General features: G+C 60.0%; 20 protein-coding genes, 1 tRNA gene and 1 pseudogene. 21 read left to right on the top strand and 1 reads right to left on the bottom strand.

What is annotated here, in order from left to right:
• Window positions 1-49: 49 nt before the first annotated feature.
• From NW806_RS07015 to NW806_RS07005, 3 genes are all read left to right on the top strand, one after another.
• The gene (locus NW806_RS07015; RefSeq protein ID WP_414393016.1) at window positions 50-1309 is read left to right on the top strand and encodes a DUF4912 domain-containing protein; all 1260 of its coding nucleotides are present in this window, start codon (window positions 50-52) and stop codon (window positions 1307-1309) included.
• Window positions 1310-1412: 103 nt separating this feature from the next.
• Window positions 1413-1486: transfer RNA gene (locus tag NW806_RS07010), tRNA-Met, on the top strand.
• Window positions 1487-1551: 65 nt separating this feature from the next.
• Entirely contained in the window at window positions 1552-1848 is a 297-nt protein-coding gene (locus tag NW806_RS07005; RefSeq protein WP_414393014.1) for a BolA family protein, read from the top strand.
• 4 nt (window positions 1849-1852) lie between these two features.
• On the opposite strand, the gene NW806_RS07000 is transcribed toward NW806_RS07005, so the two are convergent.
• Window positions 1853-2977: a PP2C family protein-serine/threonine phosphatase gene (locus NW806_RS07000; RefSeq protein WP_414410536.1), complete on the bottom strand. Its 1125-nt coding sequence runs from the start codon at window positions 2975-2977 to the stop codon at window positions 1853-1855.
• 396 nt (window positions 2978-3373) lie between these two features.
• On the opposite strand from NW806_RS07000, the gene NW806_RS06995 reads away from it, so the two are divergent.
• From NW806_RS06995 to NW806_RS06910, 18 genes and pseudogenes are all read left to right on the top strand, one after another.
• A complete protein-coding gene (locus NW806_RS06995) occupies window positions 3374-5212 on the top strand; it encodes a hypothetical protein (RefSeq protein ID WP_414410535.1) in 1839 nt (612 codons plus the stop codon).
• 34 nt (window positions 5213-5246) lie between these two features.
• On the top strand, window positions 5247-6287 hold the full coding sequence (locus NW806_RS06990) for an NADP(H)-dependent aldo-keto reductase (RefSeq protein ID WP_414410534.1): 1041 nt from the start codon (window positions 5247-5249) through the stop codon (window positions 6285-6287).
• A gap of 120 nt (window positions 6288-6407) precedes the next feature.
• Window positions 6408-6485 (top strand): annotated as a pseudogene (locus NW806_RS06985) (hypothetical protein); the annotation flags it as partial.
• A gap of 18 nt (window positions 6486-6503) precedes the next feature.
• Window positions 6504-6641, top strand: a complete 138-nt coding sequence (locus tag NW806_RS06980; protein WP_414410533.1) for a hypothetical protein — start codon at window positions 6504-6506, stop codon at window positions 6639-6641.
• Window positions 6642-6759: 118 nt separating this feature from the next.
• The gene (locus NW806_RS06975) at window positions 6760-7686 is read left to right on the top strand and encodes a hypothetical protein (RefSeq protein WP_414410532.1); all 927 of its coding nucleotides are present in this window, start codon (window positions 6760-6762) and stop codon (window positions 7684-7686) included.
• An 84-nt stretch (window positions 7687-7770) separates the two neighbouring features.
• Entirely contained in the window at window positions 7771-8991 is a 1221-nt protein-coding gene (locus NW806_RS06970; RefSeq protein WP_414410531.1) for a DUF445 domain-containing protein, read from the top strand.
• 27 nt (window positions 8992-9018) lie between these two features.
• Window positions 9019-10680, top strand: coding sequence for a bifunctional metallophosphatase/5'-nucleotidase (locus tag NW806_RS06965; RefSeq protein ID WP_414410530.1), 1662 nt, complete (start codon window positions 9019-9021; stop codon window positions 10678-10680).
• Window positions 10681-10815: 135 nt separating this feature from the next.
• Window positions 10816-11544, top strand: coding sequence for a nucleotide exchange factor GrpE (grpE, locus tag NW806_RS06960; RefSeq protein ID WP_414410529.1), 729 nt, complete (start codon window positions 10816-10818; stop codon window positions 11542-11544).
• Between the two features lie 147 nt (window positions 11545-11691).
• The gene (gene dnaK / locus NW806_RS06955) at window positions 11692-13500 is read left to right on the top strand and encodes a molecular chaperone DnaK (protein WP_414410528.1); all 1809 of its coding nucleotides are present in this window, start codon (window positions 11692-11694) and stop codon (window positions 13498-13500) included.
• A gap of 74 nt (window positions 13501-13574) precedes the next feature.
• Window positions 13575-14756 (top strand): molecular chaperone DnaJ, encoded by a 1182-nt coding sequence (dnaJ, locus tag NW806_RS06950; RefSeq protein WP_414410527.1) that lies wholly within the window; start codon window positions 13575-13577, stop codon window positions 14754-14756.
• Window positions 14753-15016: a sulfurtransferase TusA family protein gene (locus tag NW806_RS06945; protein ID WP_414406188.1), complete on the top strand. Its 264-nt coding sequence runs from the start codon at window positions 14753-14755 to the stop codon at window positions 15014-15016. Before dnaJ ends, NW806_RS06945 begins: the two co-directional genes overlap by 4 nt.
• Window positions 15013-16071 carry a ribosome small subunit-dependent GTPase A gene (gene rsgA, locus NW806_RS06940; RefSeq protein ID WP_414410526.1) on the top strand — a complete coding sequence of 353 codons (1059 nt, stop codon included), beginning with the start codon at window positions 15013-15015 and terminating at the stop codon, window positions 16069-16071. The genes NW806_RS06945 and rsgA overlap by 4 nt, the downstream gene beginning before the upstream one ends.
• A gap of 127 nt (window positions 16072-16198) precedes the next feature.
• Window positions 16199-17635: a hypothetical protein gene (locus NW806_RS06935; RefSeq protein ID WP_414410525.1), complete on the top strand. Its 1437-nt coding sequence runs from the start codon at window positions 16199-16201 to the stop codon at window positions 17633-17635.
• A 45-nt stretch (window positions 17636-17680) separates the two neighbouring features.
• Window positions 17681-18667 (top strand): pentapeptide repeat-containing protein, encoded by a 987-nt coding sequence (locus tag NW806_RS06930; RefSeq protein ID WP_414410524.1) that lies wholly within the window; start codon window positions 17681-17683, stop codon window positions 18665-18667.
• A gap of 96 nt (window positions 18668-18763) precedes the next feature.
• Window positions 18764-20224, top strand: a complete 1461-nt coding sequence (locus tag NW806_RS06925) for a sensor histidine kinase (RefSeq protein WP_414410523.1) — start codon at window positions 18764-18766, stop codon at window positions 20222-20224.
• Window positions 20225-20267: 43 nt separating this feature from the next.
• Complete coding sequence (locus NW806_RS06920; RefSeq protein WP_414410522.1) at window positions 20268-21071, top strand: sensor histidine kinase; 804 nt, start codon at window positions 20268-20270, stop codon at window positions 21069-21071.
• A gap of 46 nt (window positions 21072-21117) precedes the next feature.
• Window positions 21118-21858 carry a response regulator gene (locus NW806_RS06915; RefSeq protein WP_414410521.1) on the top strand — a complete coding sequence of 247 codons (741 nt, stop codon included), beginning with the start codon at window positions 21118-21120 and terminating at the stop codon, window positions 21856-21858.
• 550 nt (window positions 21859-22408) lie between these two features.
• On the top strand, window positions 22409-23271 hold an 863-nt coding region (locus NW806_RS06910; protein ID WP_414410520.1), incomplete at its 3' end, for a hypothetical protein.

Raw genomic sequence — 23271 nt, 5'->3', positions numbered from 1 at the left:
GTTGAGTGTGCGCACAAGCCCGATTTGTTGAGGAGAGGAGGCCCCGACCATGCCACCAGAGCGGATCCCCTTAGAAGAAATGACCATCCGGCAGTTGCGGGAAGAAGCGGCCCGCTATCAGATCCCCAAGTACAGCCGCATGACCAAAGACCAGCTTATCGAGGCCATTCGGGAGGCCAAAGCTAAGTCTGGGCGCCCTGTCGATACCATGCCAGCGCCCAGCGGGCAAGAATCGGTTACCCAAACGAAGTTTGTGGGTCCGGAGGTTGCCAGCAAGCCGGATCTGGCCGATGTGGATAAAGGGCTGGGGGATCTGCCAGGTGGCTATGGCGAAAGCCGCATTGTTCTGCTGCCGCGGGATCCCCAGTGGGCCTACGCCTATTGGGATGTGCCCAACGAGGCCAAAGAGAGCAAGCGCCGCGAGGGAGGTCAGCAGTTGGCGCTGCGCCTCTATGACGTAACGGATATCGATTTCGACCGCCAGCCGGCCCACAGCATGCAGGAGTACCCCTGCGACGAGTTGGCGCGGGAATGGTACCTGCCGATCCCGGTGAGCGATCGCTCCTACCTGGTGGAGATTGGCTACCGGACGGCGGATGGTCGCTGGCTCGTGTTGGCCCGCTCGGCGGCGGTGATGGTGCCGCCAGTCTTCCCTTCTGACTGGTTTGAAGAGCACTTCCTGACAGTGCCCTTTGACATGCCCCTCCAGGGCCGCACCCTCTACCAGCTCACCGAGCCCTACAAGCGCAGCGCTACCGGCATGGGCGTGGTGGCCTACAAAGGCGACGAGCCGCAGCGGGAGAGGACAGCGGATCCCTTCCTGGACATGGTGGGGGCTTTCGAGGCGATGCGAGTGGCGGGATCCTTGTTTGGCAGCCACCAACTGGTGCCGGAGCAGGCCATCAGCTCGTTCATCGTTCCGTCCGGGGTGGGCATGATGGGCATGGCAGAAGTGCCTGCTGCTCCTTGGATGGCCTCTGGCTCGGGGTTGGGGCTGTTCTCGGGCGCTTCCGAAGTGCTACCGCGGCGCTCCCGTAAGTTCTGGCTGGTGGCCGATGCCGAACTCATCGTCTATGGAGCCACGGAGCCCGATGCCACCGTCACCATCGGGGGGCGCAAGATCCAGCTCAACCCTGATGGCACTTTCCGCTTCCACATGGCTTTCCCCGACGGCAACATCGATTTTCCCATCTTTGCTGTAGCTGCCGACGGCGAGCAAACCCGCGAGATCCACATGACCTTCGATCGCCGCACCCTCTCTCGCCGCACCAACACCAAAGAGGAGGCCCTTGAGGAACTGCTGCCCTAGAGGTTCTGCTCTTGCCCTTCCCCCTGGTTGCCAGGGGGATTTTTTTGGTCGGTAACCGAGGACTTGCCGACCCTGGAAGAAGCAGGCTAGAGTAGAAGAACGACGCGGGGTAGAGCAGCCTGGTAGCTCGTCGGGCTCATAACCCGAAGGTCACTGGTTCAAATCCAGTCCCCGCTATAACATCTGCAAACAGGAGGAGAGCTTCTTTACGTTGTCTTGGGCCAAAGCCAGGAAGACGGCGCATGGATTCGCGGGAAATTGAGGCGTTGATACAGGCTGCCCTACCCGGCGCCAAAGTGCATGTAGAAGATACAGTGGGCGATGGCAACCATTTTCAGGCTGTTGTTGTAGCTGAGCAGTTCCAAGGCCTGTCCCTCATCCAACAGCACCGGCTGGTGAACGAGGCCTTGAAGCCCTACCTTCAGGATGGCCGTCTCCATGCCCTAGCTCTCCGTACCTTTACTCCTAGCCAGTGGGAGGAGCTTCAGGGAGCGGATCCCGGTTCAGCTCTTCAATCATCCCCATTCCCTCCTTCTTGAGCTACTAGCCAAAGCTGATACGGAGCAGAGAAAAGTCATCTTCAAGAGCCGCCCTGCCGCGGAAAGATTGGATGTGTTGCAGAACGTGATCGACGCCAATGCAGGCATGGGCGCCTAGGAACGACTTCCAGTTCTCTATCCCCCAGATCCCTTCCGAGCTGGACACTTCGTAAACCCCGTCGCTGAACACGTAGAGACAACTGTTCGCCGGGATCCGCACTTCGTCCCTGGCAAAGTCCTGCTCGGGCCAAACGCCAATGGGCAAATTGGGTGTCTTCAGCTCTAGGGGGATGGGATCCGATTGAGCAACCAACAGAGCGGGGGGGTGGCCAGCGCTGGCAAAAGAAAGCAAGCGAGATCCCGGCTGGTAAACCCCATACCAGAGGGTGAAGTACATGTCATGGTGGGAGCCCATTGGGAAGGACTGGTTGAGGGCGCGCAACACCGCATCTGGCTGACGCAGGTCGGTGTCGGGCAGGCTCTGGGAGCGCAGCTGGTTCACCACCGACACGGACAAGAGGGCGGGTCCCACCCCGTGCCCTGAGACATCCAGAAGGTAAATAGCTAGGTGATCCTCGTCCAGCCACTGGTAGTTAAACGAATCGCCCCCCAGCTCCTGGGAGGGCAAAAAGCACCACTCAATCGCTATCTGGTGAAGGGGGAAGTGGGCCGGTTTGGGCAAAAGCGAGCGCACATAGCTAGCTGCTTCGGCCAACTCCGCCCGCAGTCGAGCAGTTTGCTGCTGCAGGTCATAGCTGAGCTGGTGCAAGCGCAGACCAGCCCTCACCCGCGCCCGCAATTCATTGGGATCGATTGGCTTGCTGAGGAACTCGTCTGCTCCAGCATCTAGGCCCTGGATGCGGTCTTCGACTTCGGTGCGAGCGGTAAGCAAAATGAAGAAGGTGGTGGAAAACTTGGGATCAGCCTTGATGCGCCGGCAGACTTCCAGCCCATCCATATCAGGCATCATCCAGTCGCAGATAATCAGCCCTGGGACTAGGAGATGGGCCTTCTCCAGCCCTTCCGAGCCATTGCTGGCTATCTCGACGGTGTAGCCTTGCCGCTCTAGGGATCGCTTCAACAGCAAGCAAATGGTGGGATCGTCGTCAACAATCAGAATAGTCGTCATCCCTGCCCTCCTATCCCCGAGGCTGAAACCGCGTTCAGGCGCTCTGCCAGAACGCCCCTCTCCTCACTCGCTTTATCTGGTCGCTAACCCGCAAGGAGGGAGTTGCCGCCAGTTAGCCCGCTAGCAGTAGTAGAGGTTGCTTCCGCAATCCCCTCTATCTCTCTCTGACGCTCCCAAACCGTAATTGCCCGCTACCCAGAAACTAACTTTCTCAGGATACTGAAGAATGGGGCTAAAGACCTTCCAGGATGCCCTTTCCCTTTGCCGCCAGGGAGAGTCGCCAAGTCCCTTGGGAGATGCAGATCACACCTACCTGGGAATACTTCCTTCTATAGTCTACCTGCAGATTCGAGAGCGTCTAACAGTCCCTTCTCCCTCGCGTTGGGGTGGTGTCCCATGAGCGCATCTCCACGATGGCCATCTTCTTCTCCACTTGAGGATGGACGCACCGCCCCGCCGCCCATGCCAACTGGAGCCCTCGAGGGGGAGATTCGTCTGGAAGACCTGGACGAGAAGCAATGGCTGGCCAGCTTATCGTCGGTGGTGCTTAACCCCGCGGCTTGGAGCTGCTTCAGCCTTAGCGAAACCAGCCGCCTGCTGCGACCTTTGCAAATTTCCCCTGATCTAACAGGAACTCTCATCCTCTCTCCCAACGCCACCGCCGAGATTGTGTACAAGTTTCTTACGCGCGACGGTCGGATTGGAACCATGAAGGGGCTGATCTCGATCGAGTCCTTTCGCAGCGAGCGGCTGTACTCCGTTTACGAGCAACTGCGTATTGAAAAAGTCATACCGGTTTTTAGCGAGTCGGTCGTCGTGCAAATCGTGGATCAGCTAAAGCCGATTTTTGCCCGCGACTTGGACGAACTGCTCTGGCAAGAAAGCTTTTACTTCACCCCCCAAGATCTGCGCCAGCCGGAGTTTTGGCTGCGCGGCCTGCGGCCGGAGGCGATCCCACGCCGCTTTCGGCCCCACCTGCAAAGGGTGTACTCCCACATCATGGGGGTGTGTCGCAGCCTGCCCAACATCGCTTTTCAACTGTGTCTGCGGGCCTACTTGGAGTACAACGACGTCAAAAACCACCATCTCCTCGCCCTGCTGCTTAGCAAGTATTTCTATACGCTCTACCGCATCGGTGGGCTGGACGGCTGGGAAAGTCGGGATCCGGTGGAGGTGGGATCCCTGTGCTCTTCCAATCGACGAGCTCGGCTGCGGGCTCTTTCTCACTTGCTGACTCTGGACAACGACAGCGACGAACCGCTGGCAAGCCTCGGGAGTCCAGGGCCGGGCGGCAGTTATTTCAGCGGAGAGTGGGAGCCTGCTGCTAGCGAGGTGCCGAGTACGGAAGAAATCGAAAAGCTACGGCAAGATGTAGAGGCAGCGCGCAGCCAGGCCGCTGAGGCCCAGCAGTTGGTGGCTCAATATCAGGAAGAGAAAAAACAAGAGCTGCTCAACCGCCTCCAGGATCCAAAGAAGTTTCTCCTTTTCAGCCTCCATCAATTTTTCGACACCCTCTTGGTCTCCTTACCCGTAGAGGTGAAAAGCGAGTACGGGTCAGCTTGGGTACCGCGCACCTCCTACTTGGACGAGAAAGACCGGGACAACCTGACCGAGCATTTGCACTGGATTACCAGCGAGGCCTATTTGCTGAGCATCCCCTTTGCCGAGTCAACCATCATCGGCTACTGGCGGGTTTTGGCCGATTCGTTCTACAGCCAATGGATTTTGAACCAGTACAAGCAGTTGCAAAGCTACGGAGTGGATCTGGAGCAGCAGGGCATCCAAATCCTGGAGCGAGAACAATTTTTGCATGAAGTGCAACTGCGCTTTGCTGCCCGCCACCGCGAGATCGTGACTCAAAATGTGGAGAAGATCAGCCAAATTCTAGTGGATAGCCTGGCCAAGCGGGTGGCCCTTAACACCAGCCAGCAAAGCTTTCAGGCGATGCGAGCCAAATTGACCACCGTTTTGGATATGGAGATCTCCCGCAAAGATATAGGGGAAGTGCGGCGGCTGATCGACTACTTTACCGATGTGTTTTTGGGCAAGCAGGAGGAGTTGCGCTCGCCCTATCCGGTGGGCACGATTTTACAGGTCAAAGCGGCCATTGAAGCTCGCCCCCCCGACAGTCGCAGCCGCATTGGCCTGGAAATCTTAAACCAGATCTACCGCGAGTACGTCCCTGTCCTGCAGCAGGCGAGGGATCCCACAGGCAGGCAACTGGCCTCAGAATAGGGCTACGTCTCGGGTTAGGCGATCGAGAGTCCCCATGCGCTACCGCCAGCTTGGCCACAGCCCTCTCCAGGTTTCAGAGATCTGCCTGGGCACCATGACGTTTGGTGAGCAGAATACCCAGGCCGAGGCTTGGGAGCAGCTCGACTACGCAGTGGAGCACGGGATCAACTTCATCGATACGGCGGAGATGTACCCGGTGCCAGCGCGGGCGGAGACCCAGGGAGCTACAGAACGCTACATCGGCGAGTGGCTGCGGCACCAACCCCGGGATCGCCTCATCATAGCCACCAAGATCACCGGCCCCGGTCGGCCCTGGCACTGGATCCGCGGCGGGTCTTTGTCGATCACCCGCGACAACCTCAAACAGGCAGTGGCCGGTAGCCTCAAACGCCTAAAAACCGACTACATCGACCTCTACCAAATCCACTGGCCGGATCGCTATGTGCCGCTGTTTGGGGGCGTGGCCTACGACCCTTCTCAAGAGCGGCCCACAGTTCCCATTGCTGAGCAACTGCAGGGGCTGGCGGAACTGGTGCAGGAGGGCCTAGTGCGCTACATCGGCCTGAGCAATGAAACCCCCTGGGGACTCTGCGAGTTCTGCCACGTGGCCGAGCAATTGGGCTTGCCCAAGGTGGTCTCGATTCAGAATGCCTACAGCCTCCTCAACCGCACGTTTGAAATGGGCTTGGCGGAAGTCTGCCGCCACGAGCAGGTGGGGTTGCTGGCCTACAGCCCCCTGGCCTTTGGGCTGCTGACGGGCAAGTACCTAGGGGGCGCCAAGCCGCCGGGATCGCGCTTGGTTTTGTTTGAGAGCTTTGGCCAGCGGTACCGCAAGCCCAATGTGGAAGAGGCCGTAACCGCCTATGTCCAGATTGCCCGCCGGCACGGCCTGACCCCTGCCCAGTTGGCTTTGGCCTTTGTGCGCAGCCGTTGGTTTGTCACTAGCACCATCATCGGGGCCACCAATCTCGCCCAGCTCAAGGAAAACCTCAGTTGCCTGGAGGTGGAGCTATCGCCTGAGATCCTGGTGGAGATCGAGGCGGTGCACCAGCGCTACCCCAATCCTGCCCCCTAAAACGGCTGGCAAAACCGGCAGCCGGATAGAACTTTTTGGAAGGTTTCCCTGTCTGAGTGCGCAGTTTGGCTCGTCTTCTTCAACCCTTCTGATATCAGCACCTAATGGGGTGCTTAGTACATTGCCGGGCTCAATGGACAGCAGATTATCGGCGGCTTCCCGGACGGCACCTTTTGCCCCAACGATGTCCCCAGCCGCGCCCAGGCCATCACTGTCTTGACCTGCGCTGCCACTAACGGCAAGCTCCTTGAGGATCCCGGCCAAATCGACGCTATCCTGGCCGGCTTCGAAGACGCCAACCTGGTTCCCAACTTCGCCCCTGCCCCCATCGCAACAGCGGTTCAGGAAAACTAGCGGACGTGCCCGGCCAATAGGCCTTAATAGTGCTTCTTGGCCCTTGCCACCCCTACATCTAGGGGGGTGAGGCCAGTCAGGATGCTAAGCTACTGCCAGGTGTGACTGGATGGGATCCATGAGCTCAGCGTTGCGGCCATTTTTGCTGTCGTGGCAAAGGGTTGGCTTGAGGTGGCTGGTGGGCGGAGTACTGTGGGCTGCTGCGGCTACTGCAGTTGCTGCCCAGCAGTTTGAGTTTACTCCCCAAGCTCCTCAGCCCAGTCCCGTCCCCACCCTCCCTCTGCTCAGCGACCCGCCCGGTTCCACGGCTCCGCAAGCCCTGCCGCCGGTGCCTCAGGTGCCGCAAATGCCGCTGGATCCCACGACCCCGGTTTTGGATCCAATCCCGGTGGTGCCCGCTCAAACAGCCCCAGGTGAGCAAGCTTCTCCAGGCGAAGCCTATTCCTACCAGCGGCGGCCCGACCTTAGCCCAGGGGGAAACCGGGCCGGAGCCACGCGGGGCGAGCTGCCAGCCGGTACCCGCCTTCTCCTCACAGTCTACCGCCCCATTACCTTCCAGCCCTACCAGGCCATCAGTGCCCATCTGGAGGTCGCTGAGCCGGTGGTGGATCGCTTTGGCCAGGTGGTGATCCCGCCAGGGAGTGTGGTGTGGGGCACCTTCGAGCCGGTCTACCAAGAACTGAAGCTTTCTAGCCGGGAGGTGGAGGGCGCCAGTTCCCAAGAGCGGGTTGTCGGCAGCCGCTTTGTGGCTCATCGCCTCACCATTGGCTCTTCCACTTATCTCGTCAGAGGTCAGTCTTCTCTGCTGCCGGTTGGGCTGGATCGCAACACCGATATGGGCACCACCGTCGCGCGGGGAGCGGGCTACGGAGCAGCGGGCGGGTTGGCCTTAGGGGTGCTTACTGGGGGATGGGGTTTCTTGCCCATCTTGGCCGGCAGTCTCGTGGGCGCAGCTGCCAGCGCTACCAACATTGACCGGGTGGTGACGCTGCAGCCCAATACCCTGGTGGAGCTGGAACTCACGGACAGCCTGATCATCCAATAGCGTGGGCAGTGTTACCCCGGCTTGCTGAGGCCGGAGCAGTCAGCGGCAGGTCGGTAGAGTAGAGAAGAGCCCCTAGATTGCCCCATGGCCGTCTGGACCTACGTTGTGCCCCCCTTGGCCGGGCTGGTGATCGGCTACTTCACCAACGACATCGCCATCAAGATGCTCTTCCGGCCCTATCGCCCCTACCGGGTCTTCGGCTGGCGCATTCCCTTTACCCCCGGCCTGATCCCGCAGAATCAGCCCCGCCTGGCCAAGCAGATTGCCAAGACCATTATGGGATCCCTGCTTACGCCGGAGGAGCTGCACAACTTGGCTCGCAAGCTGCTGCAAACCGAGCGCATGCAAGCAGGGATCCGCTGGCTGCTAGGGGTGGCTTTGGATCGGCTGCAGGATCCCCAGCACCAACAGCAAACGGCGCAAGTGCTAGCTCGCATCCTGGCGGATCTGTTTAACGAGTCGCTGCCTCGCCTGGTGAAGGTGCTTGCCCGTCAGGAAACCTTTTTGGAGGGGCCAATTAACCAACTGTTCGACCAGGTGCTGCTGGAACTGCGCCTCAATGCGGAGCAGGCCCGGCAGCTTTCGGAGTGGATCCTGAACCAGGCGCTGCCCCCAAAGGTGCTGCGGCAGAACCTAGTGGACTTTCTTACCGATCGCAACATCGAAGCCTTGGATGAAGAGTTTCGCGAGCGGGCCACCGGCTCCTACTGGGTGGTAGCCAACTTGTTTGGCCTCAAAAACGCCCTGCTGCGTCTGCGCGCCTATTGCCTGGAAGATCCGGAAGGTGCAGAAGCCCTCTTGGCGGATCTGCTCAAAGACCTCAACGCTTCGCGCCGCCTGACAGAGCTCTTGCAGAACCTCTCGCTGCAAAACCTGCCCCTTTCTGCTGTGCGCCAGTTGCGCCGCACCCTGCGCGACGGGATCCAAGACTACCTGCGCTCCCAGGGAGCCGATGCCATTCGCAGCTTGGGAGAGAGGATTGACTGGGAAAAGGTAGCCAGCTTAGTGTTGGGGCGGCTGCGCAGCTCCAAGGCCGTAATGGCTTCCATCGACCAGATCAGTGCCGATCTCGCCTTGATCCTGGAGCGCTACCTGGAGCGCGACATAGAATCTCTCATGATGCAGGTGATCCCCGTGTTGAACTTGGATCAGGTGATTGCTGACAAAGTTAACGCCACTTCCCCTGCTGAGCTGGAGCGGGCCATTCAGCAAATTGTGCGTCAGGAACTGCAGGCCATCGTCAACTTAGGAGGGCTGCTGGGATTTCTGGTTGGCTGCGTACAAGTGCTGTTTTTGCTGAGGTGAGCTGTTGGCTGCCGTTAGGATAGTGGAATGAGGTTAACAATTCTCCACACCTCCGATCTCCACGCCAACCTGCATCCCTGGAACTACTTTACCGGGAGCCCTGCAGAGCACGGCCTAGCTAAGGTAGCCACCCTGATCAAGGAGGTGCGGGCTAGCAGCCAAGACCCGGTGTTGCTCATTGATAGCGGCGACACCATTCAGGGATCCCCCTTAGGCACCTACTACGCCCAGGTGGAGCGGACCTCTCCTCACCCCATAGCCCAGGCTCTCAACGCCCTTGGCTACGATGCCTTCACGCCAGGCAATCACGACTTCAACTTTGGGCTGCAGGTGCTGCAGGATTTCGCCGCCGACCTCCGCTGTCCCACCCTCTGCGCCAATATTCTCCGCCACAACGGGGATCCCCTCTTCCAACCCTACGTCATCCGGGAAGTGGGCGGGATCCGCGTTGGCCTGTTGGGGCTGACCACTCCCCGCATCGACACCTGGGAGCGTCCCGACTACATCGCAGGGCTGCGCTTTGCCCCCCTGCTGGAAACGGCCCAGCACTACCTGTCGCTGCTGCGGCCTCAGGTGGACGTGCTGGTGCTGATTTTGCACAGCGGCCCTGACCAGTTGCCCCCTCTGCGCACCCCCGAGGCCTGGCTTAGCCTGGAGCGCTCCGGCTGGGTGAGCAACAAGAGTCTGGCAGGAGAAAACGAGCTGCTGGCTTTGGCCCAGCTTGAGGGCATCGATGTCATCCTTTCCGGCCATACTCATCAGACCATTGCGGGCTTAGGGGGAGCTAAGGCCCTGGTTGTCCAGCCCGGCTACTGGGGTAGCCACCTTTCCCAAGTTTCCCTAGAGCTGGAGCGCCACGGCAGTGGCTGGCAAGTGGTTCGCAAAACCGCCCAGTTGCTGGCGGCAGAAGGGATCCCGGCCGATCCCCAATTCCTAGCCCTCACCGAGCCCTACCACCAAGCTACCTTGCGCTACATCCGCCAGCCCATTGGCTATGCCTGCTGTGCCTATCGCGGCGGGCTGGCAGCCCGTTTGGGAGCCAATCCTCTAGCGGAGCTGCTGCATCAGGCCCAACTGCAGGCGGTGCGGGAGGCCGGCCTCTCGGCGGAGCTCTCTCTGGTTAACATCTGTAGCAATGCGGGGTTGGCGGCAGGCCCCATCTTCCTGCAAGACGCCTACAGCCTCACCGTCTACGACAACACCCTCTGCCTTCTGGAGATCACCGGCGACATTCTGCGGCGCGCTCTTGAGCAGACGGCTGGGTATTTTCGCCAGTTGGATCCCAAGCACCTGCCAGCCGATCCCAAGGCTGTCGTCGCCCCCGAGGCTCGCGGCTACACCTTCGACCTCTACCACGGTATCCACTATTGCTTTGACCTCACTCGGCCCGTGGGCGAGCGCCTGGTCAGCTTGCAATTTCGCGGCCAGCCGGTGCAACCGGAGCAAACCTTTCGCCTAGCCATCAACCACTACCGCGCCGGTGGAGGCGGTGGCTACAGCATGTTCCAGGAAGCCCAAATGCTCTGGATCTCTGCCGAGAGCATCCGCGATTTTCTCGCTCGCCACATCCGCACCCATTCCCCCCTCCAGCCCATCTACAGCCACAACTGGCACCTCATCCCCAACTTGGCCGAGATCTACTTTCCCCGGAGCTTGGATCGATCCCAGGAGAGTCTGCTGGTGGGCTAGAGCCACCAACGCCACAACTGGCCGCTAGAGCAGCCGGTAGAATACGATCAGCATAGAGCCTGGTTTGGCTGAGTACAGCAGTGGTTCTGAGGCGCCAAACTCGGCAGTTGTGGCTACTGCTTGGTGCTTGTCCTTATGACTGCTGAAGAAAAGCAACCGATGCCCCCAGAAGAGACCTATCCTGAGCTCCAGGAAGAAGAAATCAACGTGGAAGCAGAGCTGGAGAAGCTCATTTTGGAAGACCGTGAAGCAGAGGTCGGCACCTCCCCTAGCGAGGCTTCTCCAGATCTCAACGAGACCCTCAGGCAGCTCCAGCAGGAGTTGGAAATAACGCGCCAGAAACTGAAAGAGAAAGAAGACTCCTACATACGCCTTTACGCTGACTTTGAGAACTACCGGAAGCGTACTCAGCGAGAACAGGAGGAGCTTAGCCAAAGGGAACGACGGCGATTTGTGCTGGAGATCCTGCCGGTTGTAGATAGCTTTGAGCGGGCCCAGCAGCAGTTAAGGATCGAGACTGAGCGCGAGCGGGAACTGCACAACAGTTACCAGAGCGTCTATCGCCTACTGGTGGAGTCTTTGAAAAAAATGGGCGTATCCCGCATGAAATCAGTGGGCCAGCCCTTCGATCCCAGCCTGCACGAAGCCATAGCCCGCCAACCCAGCAGTGAGTACCCCGAAGATGTGATAGTTGCCGAATATCGGCCAGGCTACAAGCTGGGCGATGTGGTGATTCGCCATGCCATGGTAGCTGTCTCTGCGGGCAGTCCTAGCCCTGAGCCTTCTTCGCCAAGCGAGGGGGCCAACCCTCAACCCAGCGCTGAAGATACCCCTGATTCTTCCCAAACTGCTCCCAGTCCCTAGCAAAACTGCTTCCATGAACCTTGACCAGTAGAGCCTAACCCCCTTCAGAGAGCTACAGTGAAGGTGAAAGCACCACCTGAAGGTTTCTGGGGGACTCTGGGCAAAATGATTCGGTGGGATGGCGTTTGATGCGCGGGAAAAAGGGCTATGGGGAAGGTTGTCGGGATTGACCTAGGGACTACCAACAGCTGTGTGGCAGTCTTGGAGGGGGGTCAGCCCGTGGTGATTACCAATGCTGAGGGAGGGCGCACCACCCCTAGCATCGTCGGCTTTGCCAGGAACAATGTCCGCTTGGTGGGACAACTGGCCAAGCGCCAGGCCGTCACCAATGCAGAAAACACCATCTACAGCATCAAACGCTTTATTGGCCGCACCTTTGCTGAGACTGAAGAAGAGCGGAGGCGGGTTCCCTACAAGGTGATCCCTGGCCGGGACAACATGGTGGAGGTGGTGGCGCAGGATCGCGCCTACACCCCCCAGGAGATCTCCGCCATGATCCTGCAAAAGCTAAAGGCCGACGCGGAGGCCTACCTAGGGGAGCCAGTGACCCAGGCCGTGATTACCGTCCCTGCCTACTTCACGGATGCCCAGCGCCAGGCTACCAAAGATGCCGGTACTATCGCGGGGCTGGAGGTGCTGCGCATCATCAACGAGCCGACAGCGGCAGCTCTCGCCTACGGGCTAGACAAGCAGGATCAGGATCTGCGCATCTTGGTCTTCGACCTGGGTGGGGGTACCTTCGATGTCTCTGTGTTGCAGGTGGGCGGCGGCGTGTTCGAGGTAAAAGCGACTGCTGGCAACAACCACTTGGGCGGGGATGACTTCGACCAGCGAATTGTGGATTGGCTCATCCGTCAGTTTCTCGAGACGGAAGGGATCGACCTTTCTCAAGACCGCATGGCCCTGCAGCGGATGCGGGAGGCGGCGGAGAAAGCCAAAATCGAGCTCTCCAGCACCCAGGTTACCTTGATCAATTTGCCTTTTATCGCCGCCGACGACTCTGGCCCCAAGCACCTGGAAGTGGAGCTAACCCGCGCCAAGTTCGAAGAGCTGGTGCGAGATCTGGTAGAGGCCACCGTCGAGCCTACTTTCCAGGCCCTGCAGGATGCGGGCCTCTCCCCGGAGGACATCGACCGCGTGCTGCTGGTGGGAGGATCGACGCGGATCCCGGCTGTTCAGGAGAAAATTCGGCAAATCTTCAAAAAAAATCCAGATCGCTCTGTCAACCCTGACGAGGCAGTGGCCCTTGGCGCAGCCATCCAGGCAGGCGTGTTGGGCGGAGAGGTCAAAGACCTGCTCCTGCTGGACGTGATCCCTCTCTCCATTGGCGTGGAAACCTTGGGGGGGGTGTTCACCCGCATCATCGAGCGCAACACCACCATTCCCACCAGCAAAACCCAGATCTTCTCCACAGCCACTGACGGCCAGACAATGGTGGAAATTCACGTCCTGCAGGGGGAGCGGGCCATGGCTAAGGATAACAAGACCTTGGGCCGTTTTCAGCTAACTGGGATCCCGCCAGCCCCTCGCGGAGTGCCCCAGATTGAAGTCTCGTTTGATATCGATGCCAACGGTATCCTCAAGGTCTCAGCCCGCGAGAAGAGAACAGGGCTTGAGCAAAGTATCACGATCACCAACCACGGCGGCCTCAGCAGCAGTGAGATTGAGCGGATGCGCCGGGAGGCGGAACTCTACGCGGAAGAAGATCGCCGCCGGCGCCAGTTGGCGGAAGCCCGCAACCAGTCAGACAGCCTGCTCTACAACTACGAAAAGACACTGCAGGACCATGCTAGCCGCCTCAGTGAGGCCTGCCGCCAGCGGGGGGCCCGGGCAGCGGGCACATTGAGGGCACTGCTGTCAGATGATAACGTAGACTTAGCGACTTTGCAGAAGGCAATGGAAGAGCTGAGGGCAGCGCTGCTGGAGATGGGGAGCGAGATTTATGGACCTCGCTGAGCAAAGTTGCCGTTAGGTCGTCTAGCCAGTTGTGTCTTCAGCGAGTTTGAGCTTTCTTTTTCTGAAGCGTTTCTATGGCCCGCGACTACTACGAAATCTTGGGGGTTAGCCGTGGTAGCTCCAAGGAGGAGATTAAGCGCGCCTATCGCCGGCTAGCTCGCAAGTACCACCCCGATGTCAACAAGGAGCCAGGGGCTGAGGATCGCTTCAAGGAGATCAACCGCGCCTATGAGGTGCTCTCCGATGACGAGCTAAGGGCCCGCTACGATCGCTATGGCGAGGCAGGGCTAAGCGGAGCAGCAGCAGCCAGTGGGTTCCAGGATTTCGGTGGCATTGGCAGTTTTGCTGACCTGTTTGAGAGCTTTTTCACCAATTTTGCCGGAGCAGGGATCGGCTATGCCCGTAGCCGCCAAGGGCCGGTACGGGGGGATGATTTGCGTTTTGACCTGAAGCTGGAGTTTCTTGAAGCCATCTTCGGGGGCGAAAAGCAAATCCGCATCAGCCACCTGGAAACCTGTCCTGTCTGCGGGGGCAGCGGCGCTAAACCGGGCAGGGGTATGAAAGCCTGTCCCACTTGTGGCGGCATTGGCCAGGTGCGACGGGCCACCCGAACGCCCTTTGGCAGTTTTACCCAGGTCTCCACTTGTCCCACCTGCGGAGGAAGCGGCCAGGTGCTGGAGGAGCCCTGCTCCCACTGCAACGGAGAGGGAGTGATCCAGACTACCAAGAAGCTGCGCATCAACATTCCTGCTGGCGTGGACAGCGGCACCCGTTTGCGGGTTGCAGGCGAAGGAGACGCCGGTCGGCGTGGCGGCCCGCCAGGAGATCTCTATGTCTACCTGTCGGTCGAGCCGGATCCCGACTTTCAGCGGGATGGCCTCACCATTCTCTCCGAGGTGCGGGTGAGCTATCTGCAAGCTATCTTGGGAGCCAAAGTCTCGGTGCCCACGGTAGACTCAAAAGCCGGCCTAGAGGAAGAAACGGAGCTAGTCATCCCCCCTGGATCCCAGCCAGGCACGGTGCTGGTTTTGGAGGGCAAGGGGGTGCCGCGTCTTGGCAACCCAGCGGTGCGGGGTGACCACAAAGTCACGCTGGTGGTGGAGATCCCCACCCGCCTCAGCGCGGAAGAGCGAGAGTTGCTCCTACGCTTGGCTGAGCTGCATGGAGAACGCACCAACAAGCGGGATGGCTTCTTGAGCGGGCTGTTGCGTGGGCTAGCCCAAATGCCTGGCCATCGGGAGCGGGAGGAGGAATGATGGCAGAGGCAGTTCCCCCCCAAGACGTAAAGCTGGTTCTGGATCAGCGCGGGATCCCCTGTCCGCTCAACTACGTGCGCGCTAAGTTGCGCCTAGAACGCATGGCCCCAGGGGAGCTGCTGGAGCTGTGGCTGGATGCAGGGGAGCCCCTGGAGCAGGTGCCCAAGAGCTTGACGATGGCGGGCCATTCCATTGAAGGGCAACAAGCGGCGCCCGAGGGATATTACATCCTCTGGGTACGCCGTGGGAACTTGGCATGAGCCACCGGAGGGAGGGGCAGGGATCCACTTGCACCGGCTGGGTGCGAGCTGCCCAGGCCAACTTTTATCGCGTGCGCATCGATCCCGAGCTGGCTGCCCTCTTTCCCGAGATCGAGGGGCATTTCCCCGCCCAAAAGCCGCTGCCGGCAGAGCTCCTCTGCACAGCGCGGGCCAAGCTCAAAAAAGGGAGACAGCAGGTGATGGTGGGAGACTGGGTGGAGGTTAGCCTGCCCCCAGCAGCTGCTCCTCTTTGGCCAGAGCGGGGGGCGATTGAGGCCATTCTGCCGCGGCGAACTCAGCTGTCGCGGCCGGCCATTGCCAACGTGACCCAGGTCCTGGTGGTGGTGGCTCTGGCGGATCCGGAGCCTGACCCCGACGCCCTCAGCCGTCTGCTGGTGCAAGCAGAGGCCAGCCACCTGCGGATTCAGGTGGTGTTCAACAAGTGTGACTGTGTCGAAGCGGCGGTAGCCGAGGAGTGGCGGCAGCGTTCGCAGCGGTGGGGGTATGAGCCCCTGTTGGTCAGTGCCCTGACTGAGGCCGGGATCCCCGAGCTCCGCCGTCGTTGTCGGGATCAGATCTCCGTGGTAGCCGGCCCCTCGGGGGTAGGCAAGTCCAGCTTGCTCAACCGGCTGCTGCCAGGTGTTCAGCTGGCCACCCAAGCGGTGTCAGAGAAGCTGCGCCAGGGGCGGCACACCACCCGCCACGTGGAGCTGTTCCCTCTGCCAGAAGGCGGTTGGATTGCCGATTCGCCGGGGTTCAATGCTGGCGAAGGGATCCCGCCGGTTTCGCCTCAGCAGCTAATCCACTGCTTTCCGGAGGTGCGGGAGCGACTGGGCACCTGCCAGTTTCGCGATTGCCTGCACGATCGGGAGCCGGGTTGTGGGCTGCGGGAGCTAGACTGGGAGCGGCGAGCGTTCTACCTGCAGCTTTTACACGAACTCCAGGAAGCGCAAGCGGCAAGTTTCAAGCTAAGCGGGGAAAGACATCACTTTTCCTGCCGCAAGCAGAGCCGTCAGGTCCTAACCAATCCCGAACTCGACTGGCAGGAGGATTGAGGCAGCCTCTGCCGCAGCCAAGGTTATTGTCTCCGCCGCTTGCTTCATGATGTGATGATGGTGGTACCTCTTGGGCCATGCTCCTCCAGAAACAGCCTAAGCCTAAAGCTCTCGCGTAGCAGCTCTTATGGCTCTCTCGGATCCCCTTGGCCTTGTTGTGCAGGCGGTGCAGCAGGGCGGGTATGCAGACCGGGTGAAAAAGCTGGTTTACTTCACTTGCACCCGCACTTGGACCAACGACGCCAGCAAGCTGAGCGAGGAGGAGCTAAGGGCCCTGTTGGAGCAGCTCTGCCGTGAGCATGCGACCCTTGAGGACCTGGGCCAGCGTTTTCGCGACGCCATCCATTGCCTTAACAAAAAGGCCGAATACGCCCGCGTCGCCAAACTGCTGCTGAGCAAGCTCCAGCCCCTCTACCAGCCTTCTCAGCTACCCCAAAGGGATCCCAGCAGCTCAGCCAGGGAGGCTCCTCCGCTGGAGTACGGCGGCCTACACCTGCGCAAGCAGGCCTACGATCCGTTTGAGCTGCGGGCTGGGCTGATGCAGCAGACCAGTCCGTTGCGGGCCAAGCTGGTTCTGTTTACAGCGCTGTACCACAAGCTAGAGCCCACAGGGCAAGGGTTGGCGACCCTGAGGCGCTATAGCCTCGACGAATTGCTCAAGGCCCTCTACGAAGCCTGCAACTCCCCCCAGGAGCTGGAGGCGCGGCTGCAGCAGGCGGTGCGGCAACTCCAGGAACCTGAGCAAGATGCCCAGGCAGCCAATGCCCTGCTGCAGATGTTGCAGCCCCTCTACGCTTATGTGCCCCTAGAAACGGTTGCCGGCGGGGGGCTGGCTGCCGAAACCCCCACTGCTGATCTCGACTGGCTGAAAGGGGAAAGTGAGGCTGGGGGGGTGGAGTCCAGTGGCATGAGCTGGCTGGAGCCGGAACTTTCCCTAGCTGGCCCTCTTGCCATCGCAGCCCAAGAGCTCCCAGAACCCTGCCGCCAACTGCTGCAGCGCAGCGCCGGATCCCTGATGGTTACCCTCGAGAACACCCTAAGCGACTTGGGCAACGCCCTGGACGAGATCCTGCAGGACGAGGATCCAGCCCAATACCTCACCCTCAAGCACCAGGTGCTGCGCGGCTTTCTCAAAGACTTTGAGGGATCCGCCGCCTTGTTTAGAGGGATCCTCGAAAAGCTGGAGCAATCCGAGTGGCGCTTGTTAAGGCCGACAGAAGAAGGGGTCGAGACGCCACCTCAGCCAGGAGATCCCTATGCGGCCCTGCGGCAGGTGCTGGCCAATAGCGATCTGGCCCAGCAGAAGCCTCACCTGCAGCAGGAGGTCATGCGCTTGGTACGGCGCAGCAGTGGCACGCTCAAAGCCGCCATTGAAAATGCTCTGAGCGAGTTGGGACAAGCCTTAGAGGAGCAGTTGCAGAGCCATCCTCTCGAGGAGGCCCTAGTTCTCAAGTACCAGACCTTGCGCGCCTTTTTGCAGGAAATCGAGGCTATCTCGACCAAGTTCACCACCTTCCTAGCGCGCATGGAGGAGGCGGAGCGCCGTCTGTTTGGCCTGGCCTGAGAGTCGGGCCTCTTAAAATGGCTGCTAGGAGCGGACCAGCCTGCTATGGATGCTAAAGATCTGCTCCGGCTGTACCGAGGGGGGTGCACTTCCTTCGTAGGCGAGAACCTGGCCGCCCTTGACCTCAGCCGAGCCGATTTAATTGGGATAGACCTCTCCCAGGCCAACCTGCAGAGAGCCAGCTTCATCTTTGCCTACTTGGGGCGAGCCAAGCTAAGCAAAGCCAACCTGGTGGGAGCCGACCTCAGTGGAGCCAACCTCAACCAGGCCGACTTGAGCGAGGCAGATCTCAGGGATGCTCAACTGCACGGTGCCACCTTGCAAGGGGCGGACTTGCACCGGGCCAACCTGAGGCTGGCCCTGTTGATTGACGCCAACCTCATCGATGCCGATCTCCGCTGGGCCGACTTGACCAGCGCCAACCTGGAGGGGGCTTGCCTGCGTGGAGCCAATCTCCGCTACGAGAGCCGCCGAGGAGCGGTGTTGCGTAGCGCCAACCTCAGCCGCGCCGATCTTAGGGGGGCCAACCTATCGGGAGTAGATCTGACGCGGGCCAATCTCAGCAGGGCCAACCTCAAAGAGGCTAGTCTAGTTGGGGCGCACTTGCAGGGGGCCAACCTGCACCAAGCCTGCTTGCAGGGAGCCATCCTCAGCAACGCTGACCTAAGGGAGGTTTGCTGTTTGGGCGCAAACTTGCAAGGGGCGCAGATGGGAAAGGCCAATTTGAAGGAGGCGAAGCTTAGCCAGGCCAACTTGGCAGAGGCCAACCTTAGCGAAGCAACTCTAGAGGGTGCCGATCTTTCTGCTGCCTGTCTGTGCTCGGCCAAGCTGGCGCGGGCGGATCTGAGTCGAGCCAATCTGGCTGGAGCTGATCTGCGGTCTGCCAACCTTGTGGACGCCTACTTGGGTCGCACCAACCTAGAAAATGCTGATCTCAGCAACGCCCTCCTCACGCGCGCCGATCTGAGCACGGCCAACCTCAAGGGGGCCAACTTGCGTGGAGCCACGCTTCCCGATGGGCGAACTGGCTAAGGCGGGGATCCACCCCGCTAAAGGTGAGGTTTTCCGCTGTCTGAGGGGCATGGCAACCGCTACTCTACCAGGGGAGGGGTGGGAGCAGAGGGATCCGTGAACAGCCGCCGATTTCTGTCCCTGCTGGAGGCCCTCTGGGCTGAGCTGCCCCTGCCAGAATGGTTGCCGGGGGCAGGGGGGCGCGTCTGGCAGCAGGCAGTGGCTGCGTTGCTGCGGCTATGGCAGGAGGTGGGTCAATTTGGCGTGGTTATCGGCGGGCCGGTACCCTGGTGGCCTTTTTGGATGATAGGGGATCCGCCCTCCCTAGAGGCGTTGCCATGCCGCCCCGGAGAGCTTGCGCGGGAGACCCCCTGGCTGTTTACGCCGAATTGGCCGCCGGAGTCTATCCCAGCTCCTGGCCACACCGTGATCCCTCTCTTGCCCCAGGATCCGCTGGTGGAGGAGCCATTTCTGCTGCTACTTACGCCTGCTTTTGCCGTGATAGCCGTCCAGGGGTACCACCCCCACACCCGCCAAAGGGGAATGATGCTCTCTTTCGAGCCGGAAGTGGTGCGGCGGGCCTGGCAGAACTTGGAGGAACGGGTGCAGCAGAGCAAACCCGAGCAGCTAGCCGCTTGGCGGGAGCTGGCTCTCCACTACCCCCTGACCAAGCCTCCTGGGCGGGTGCTGGCTCGCTTTAGCAGCTTCCTCTTGCTGGGTTCACTCGCTGAGGCGGGATCCCCGCCTGCCCGCCTGCCTCCCGCCAGAACCGAAGGGGAAAGCCGGGCAGCCCGACCCAGAGAAAAGTCGCAGAAGCCCCCTTCCGCTGTGGCAGAAAACACCCGCACCCCTGCTGCGCCAAGCTCCCAGAGCAGCCTCTCGGAGGCGGAGCTATTGCGAGCTCTCATCCACGAGATCCAGACTCCCCTCAGCACCATCCGCACCCTGGCCAGTCTCATCCTGAAGCGGCAGGACCTGCCACCGCGGGTGCGGGAATACGTGGAAAAGATTGACCGCGAGTGTACCGAGCAAATCAACCGCTTCAGCCTCTTTTTCCAAGCCACTGAGACAGTGATGCCCCCTGCTGGGAAAGGGGAGGGGCGCCGACTGCAACTGGAGCCGATTGCGCTGGTGGATCTAGTGCGGCAAAACCTGCCGCGCTGGCAAGACCAGGTAGAGCGGCGGGGATCCCGCTTGGAGTTGGAGATCCCTGCCGAGCTGCCCGATGTGGTCAGCGATCCCAAGGCCCTGGAAGCGGTGCTATTTGGAATCATCGACCGCCTGGCCCGCAGTACCCCCGCTGGCAGCCACATCCGCGCCCAATTGCTCAGCGCTGGCGAGCTGGTGAAGCTGCAGTTTCAGGTAAACACCCCCGAGGGGAGTGACACCTCTAGCTTGGAACTCAAGTCCCCTCAAGCAATTGGCCAGTTGCTGGTGGTGCAGCCAGACACTGGGGCCATTAGCCTCAGCCTGCCAGTGGCCCAAACCCTGTTCCGGGCCTTGGGGGGCTATCTCACTGTGCGCCACCGGGCTCGGCAAGGGGAAATTCTCAACATCTACTTACCCCGCCAGCTCTAGTCCGGATCCCAGGCTCGAGGAGATAGGGCTAGGATCCATTTATGTGCCCCAGGAGAGCCGAGAGGGGGGATCCATGCCAGCAAGAAAAAAAGTTGCCCAGCCCCAGCCAGAGCCTGAGCCTGCCTACAAGGCCAGGGCTGCCAGCCCAGGGGAAAGGATCACGCTGCCTGTTCAGCAGCTTTCCACCCTCATCCACCAGATGCGCAACCCAATCACGACCTTGAACATGCTGGCCAAGCTGCTGCAAAAGCACTTGCCCCCTGAAGATCGCAACCACTGGATTGGGCTCAGTATCGAAAAAGAGTGTAAGCGCCTGCAAGACTTGCTGGGCGAGTTCGAGCGCCTGGATGGAGTTCCAGGCCCCCTGCAGCTCCGACCCCTCGCCCTAACTGACTTGCTCCAGGAGTGGATCCCTCTCTACCAAGCCCTGGCAGAGACCCAGGGGCATCGCTTCCAAGCCGTTTTGCCCTCCTTGCTGCCCCCAGTTCAGGTGGATCCCCGGGCTCTGCGCCAGGTGTTGGACAACCTCATCGACAACGCCTGCAAATATACCCCTCCGCCAGGCACCATCCAGCTTAGGGTGGAGGTTAGGCCTGCAGAAGAAGAGGCCAACGAACCTGCTCGGCAGGAGGTGTGGATTGCCGTCTGTGACAGCGGCCCCGGCATCCATCCCGAAAACCTGGAGCGGATCTTCGATCCGTTTTTTCGCGCCGATCTCACCAAGCCCGGGCAGGGCCTGGGGTTGGCCATCAGCCGCGACTTGGCCACCCAAATGGGAGGAGATCTCCAGGTGGAAAGTTCCCCCCAGGGCTCCTGCTTCCGCCTCCGCTTGCCCCAAGCCTCCTAGAGGTTAAACCTCTGCAAAACCTTGAAAGCTAGCCAGGAGTTGTACAATGGCCCCTTCTGACCACGCCAAACCCGAAACCGCCACCGGCAAATCGGCCCGCATCCTGCTGGTGGATGACGAGCCGGGCCTGCGGGAAGCGGTGCAAGCCTACCTCGAGGACAGCGGCTTCGAGGTGATCCCGGCTGCCAACGCCCAACAGGCTCTGCAACTGCTCAGCACGGCCCAGCCCCAGCTAATCATCTCTGACATCATGATGCCGGGCATGGATGGCTACCAATTTTTGGCGCAATTGCGAAAACTCGAGCCCTACAGCCATCTGCCGGTGGTATTCCTCACCGCCAAAGGGATGACCACCGACCGCATCCAGGGCTACCGGGCCGGCGTCGATGCCTACTTGCCCAAGCCCTTCGATCCAGAAGAGCTGGTGGCCATTGTCTCCAATCTCATTGAGCGCTCCCGCGCGGCTAGCCCCTCGGAAGTGGTGGCCCGCGAGCTGGCCTCGATTCGCGCCCTGTTGTCGGAGCGTACCCTGGCTGCCGCTCCTCCTCCACAGCCCTCTGCCCCTACCCCCTTGCCTCCACCCATCAAGGTAGAGCTGACGCCACGAGAACAGCAGGTGTTGGAGAAGGTGGCGGAGGGGTTGATGAACAAGGAGATCGCCAAGCAACTGCAGACCAGCGTGCGCAATGTGGAAAAATACGTCACCCGCCTCTTGAACAAGACGGGCACCAGCAGCCGCACGGAGCTGGTGCGCTACGCCCTCACCTACGGCCTGATCCGGTTGTAGTCCGCTTCCATTACTTGCGCTCCCGCCTCCTGAACCAGCCGATCCCCAGCCCAGGCTTGCAGCTCCTTCGCCTCTTCCGGTTTGGTGGAAAAGGCCAGCGCCAGGGGCGCCGACGGAGGAACCAGCGCTGTCTCTGGCAGAACATCGTCAGGAAGCCTGAGCTGACAGGATCCCAGAAGCCAAGAGCTTCCAACCACAATCAAGAGAGGGGGAGAGTTTGGGGACGAAACTGGAGACGAAGCTGAGGCTGCGTGATAGCTACTTAGGCAGCTAGTGGTTGTAGCCAATCGCAGCACTTGGGCAGAGGCCCACGAAGCCAAGTTCTTAAGTAGAAGTTGCGCCTAGCACCATCTTCCCTTTAGCCTTAGCAAACCGAAGCGCATGGAATACTTGCCCCGTGCGCTACCGACGAGATTGGAATAGTGAGTATCCGAAGAGGTAGTTCTACCTTCCCTAGGAGTCCTCCCTTTTCCAAAAGTTGAAACCCTTGCTATGCTTGGGCAGAGTCACTTTCTCCGCCGGTAGGGAAGAGCACTAGAGGTTACTAGCTGTGACACAAGCCAAGAACTTCGAGCAGTTAGGAGCTTTATTTTGGCAAGGATCTTACTCTGACTTTTTTGCCCAAGCTGAGCAAGAAGGTATCCCTTCAATTCTCCTGGAGACCATTGCTCTATCCATTGCCCCTGAGTTTGCGGAAAGGTATGGGGGTGGATCTCCGGAAGGATTGCTGTGGCCACAGGCAAGGCGATTTTTGCAGGTTCTTTCGATTGTCTATCAGCCTGTTGCAGAACGCATGCGGCAGGAAGCCTTGAAGCTGCCCGCACGCGACTACCAGCGACTCCAGCTCCTGGGACACAGCCTTGACTACTTCGCCAAAGCTGGGGAAGAGGATTCTGTGTGGCTGGTGTTAAAACAAATCCTAGCAGATTGGCCACCGGATACTTTTGTCAACTCTCTTTACAATCCTCAAATGGGAGAGGAGGTGGCGCGCCTGTGGCTATTCCAGATTACTCGATACCTTTATGACCTCTTTCAAGACGAACCTGATGCCTTTTCATCTCAAGTTAGTTCCCTCTATCATTTCTACCATCGAGAAGCTGCTGTTGCTTATAGTCATTGGGTCGGTCAACAACGAAAAAATGACTCTGCTCAGCCAGAGTGGTACATCCCACCAGAGATTCGACTGGATGAACCTTTCGGGACAGCTCTTGCAGAAATCTGCAGGGATTCTTCTCTGCAAGTGGTAGTCGAGATAGGAGCAAGTAGTGGCGAGGGATCTACGGCTGTTTTGCGATATGCCCTTCCCAAATCTGCTCGTATTTACAGCATAGAAGCTCATCCTGAGCGCTACAGGGAGCTGGCTAAGAGGGTAAGCGAGGATCCCCGCTGCATTCCCATTCACGCTGCTGCCCA

This window comes from Synechococcus sp. W65.1 (assembly GCF_047461615.1).
Taxonomy (GTDB): Bacteria; Cyanobacteriota; Cyanobacteriia; order Thermostichales; family Thermostichaceae; genus Thermostichus.
This window is presented reverse-complemented; position numbering and strand designations above follow the sequence as displayed.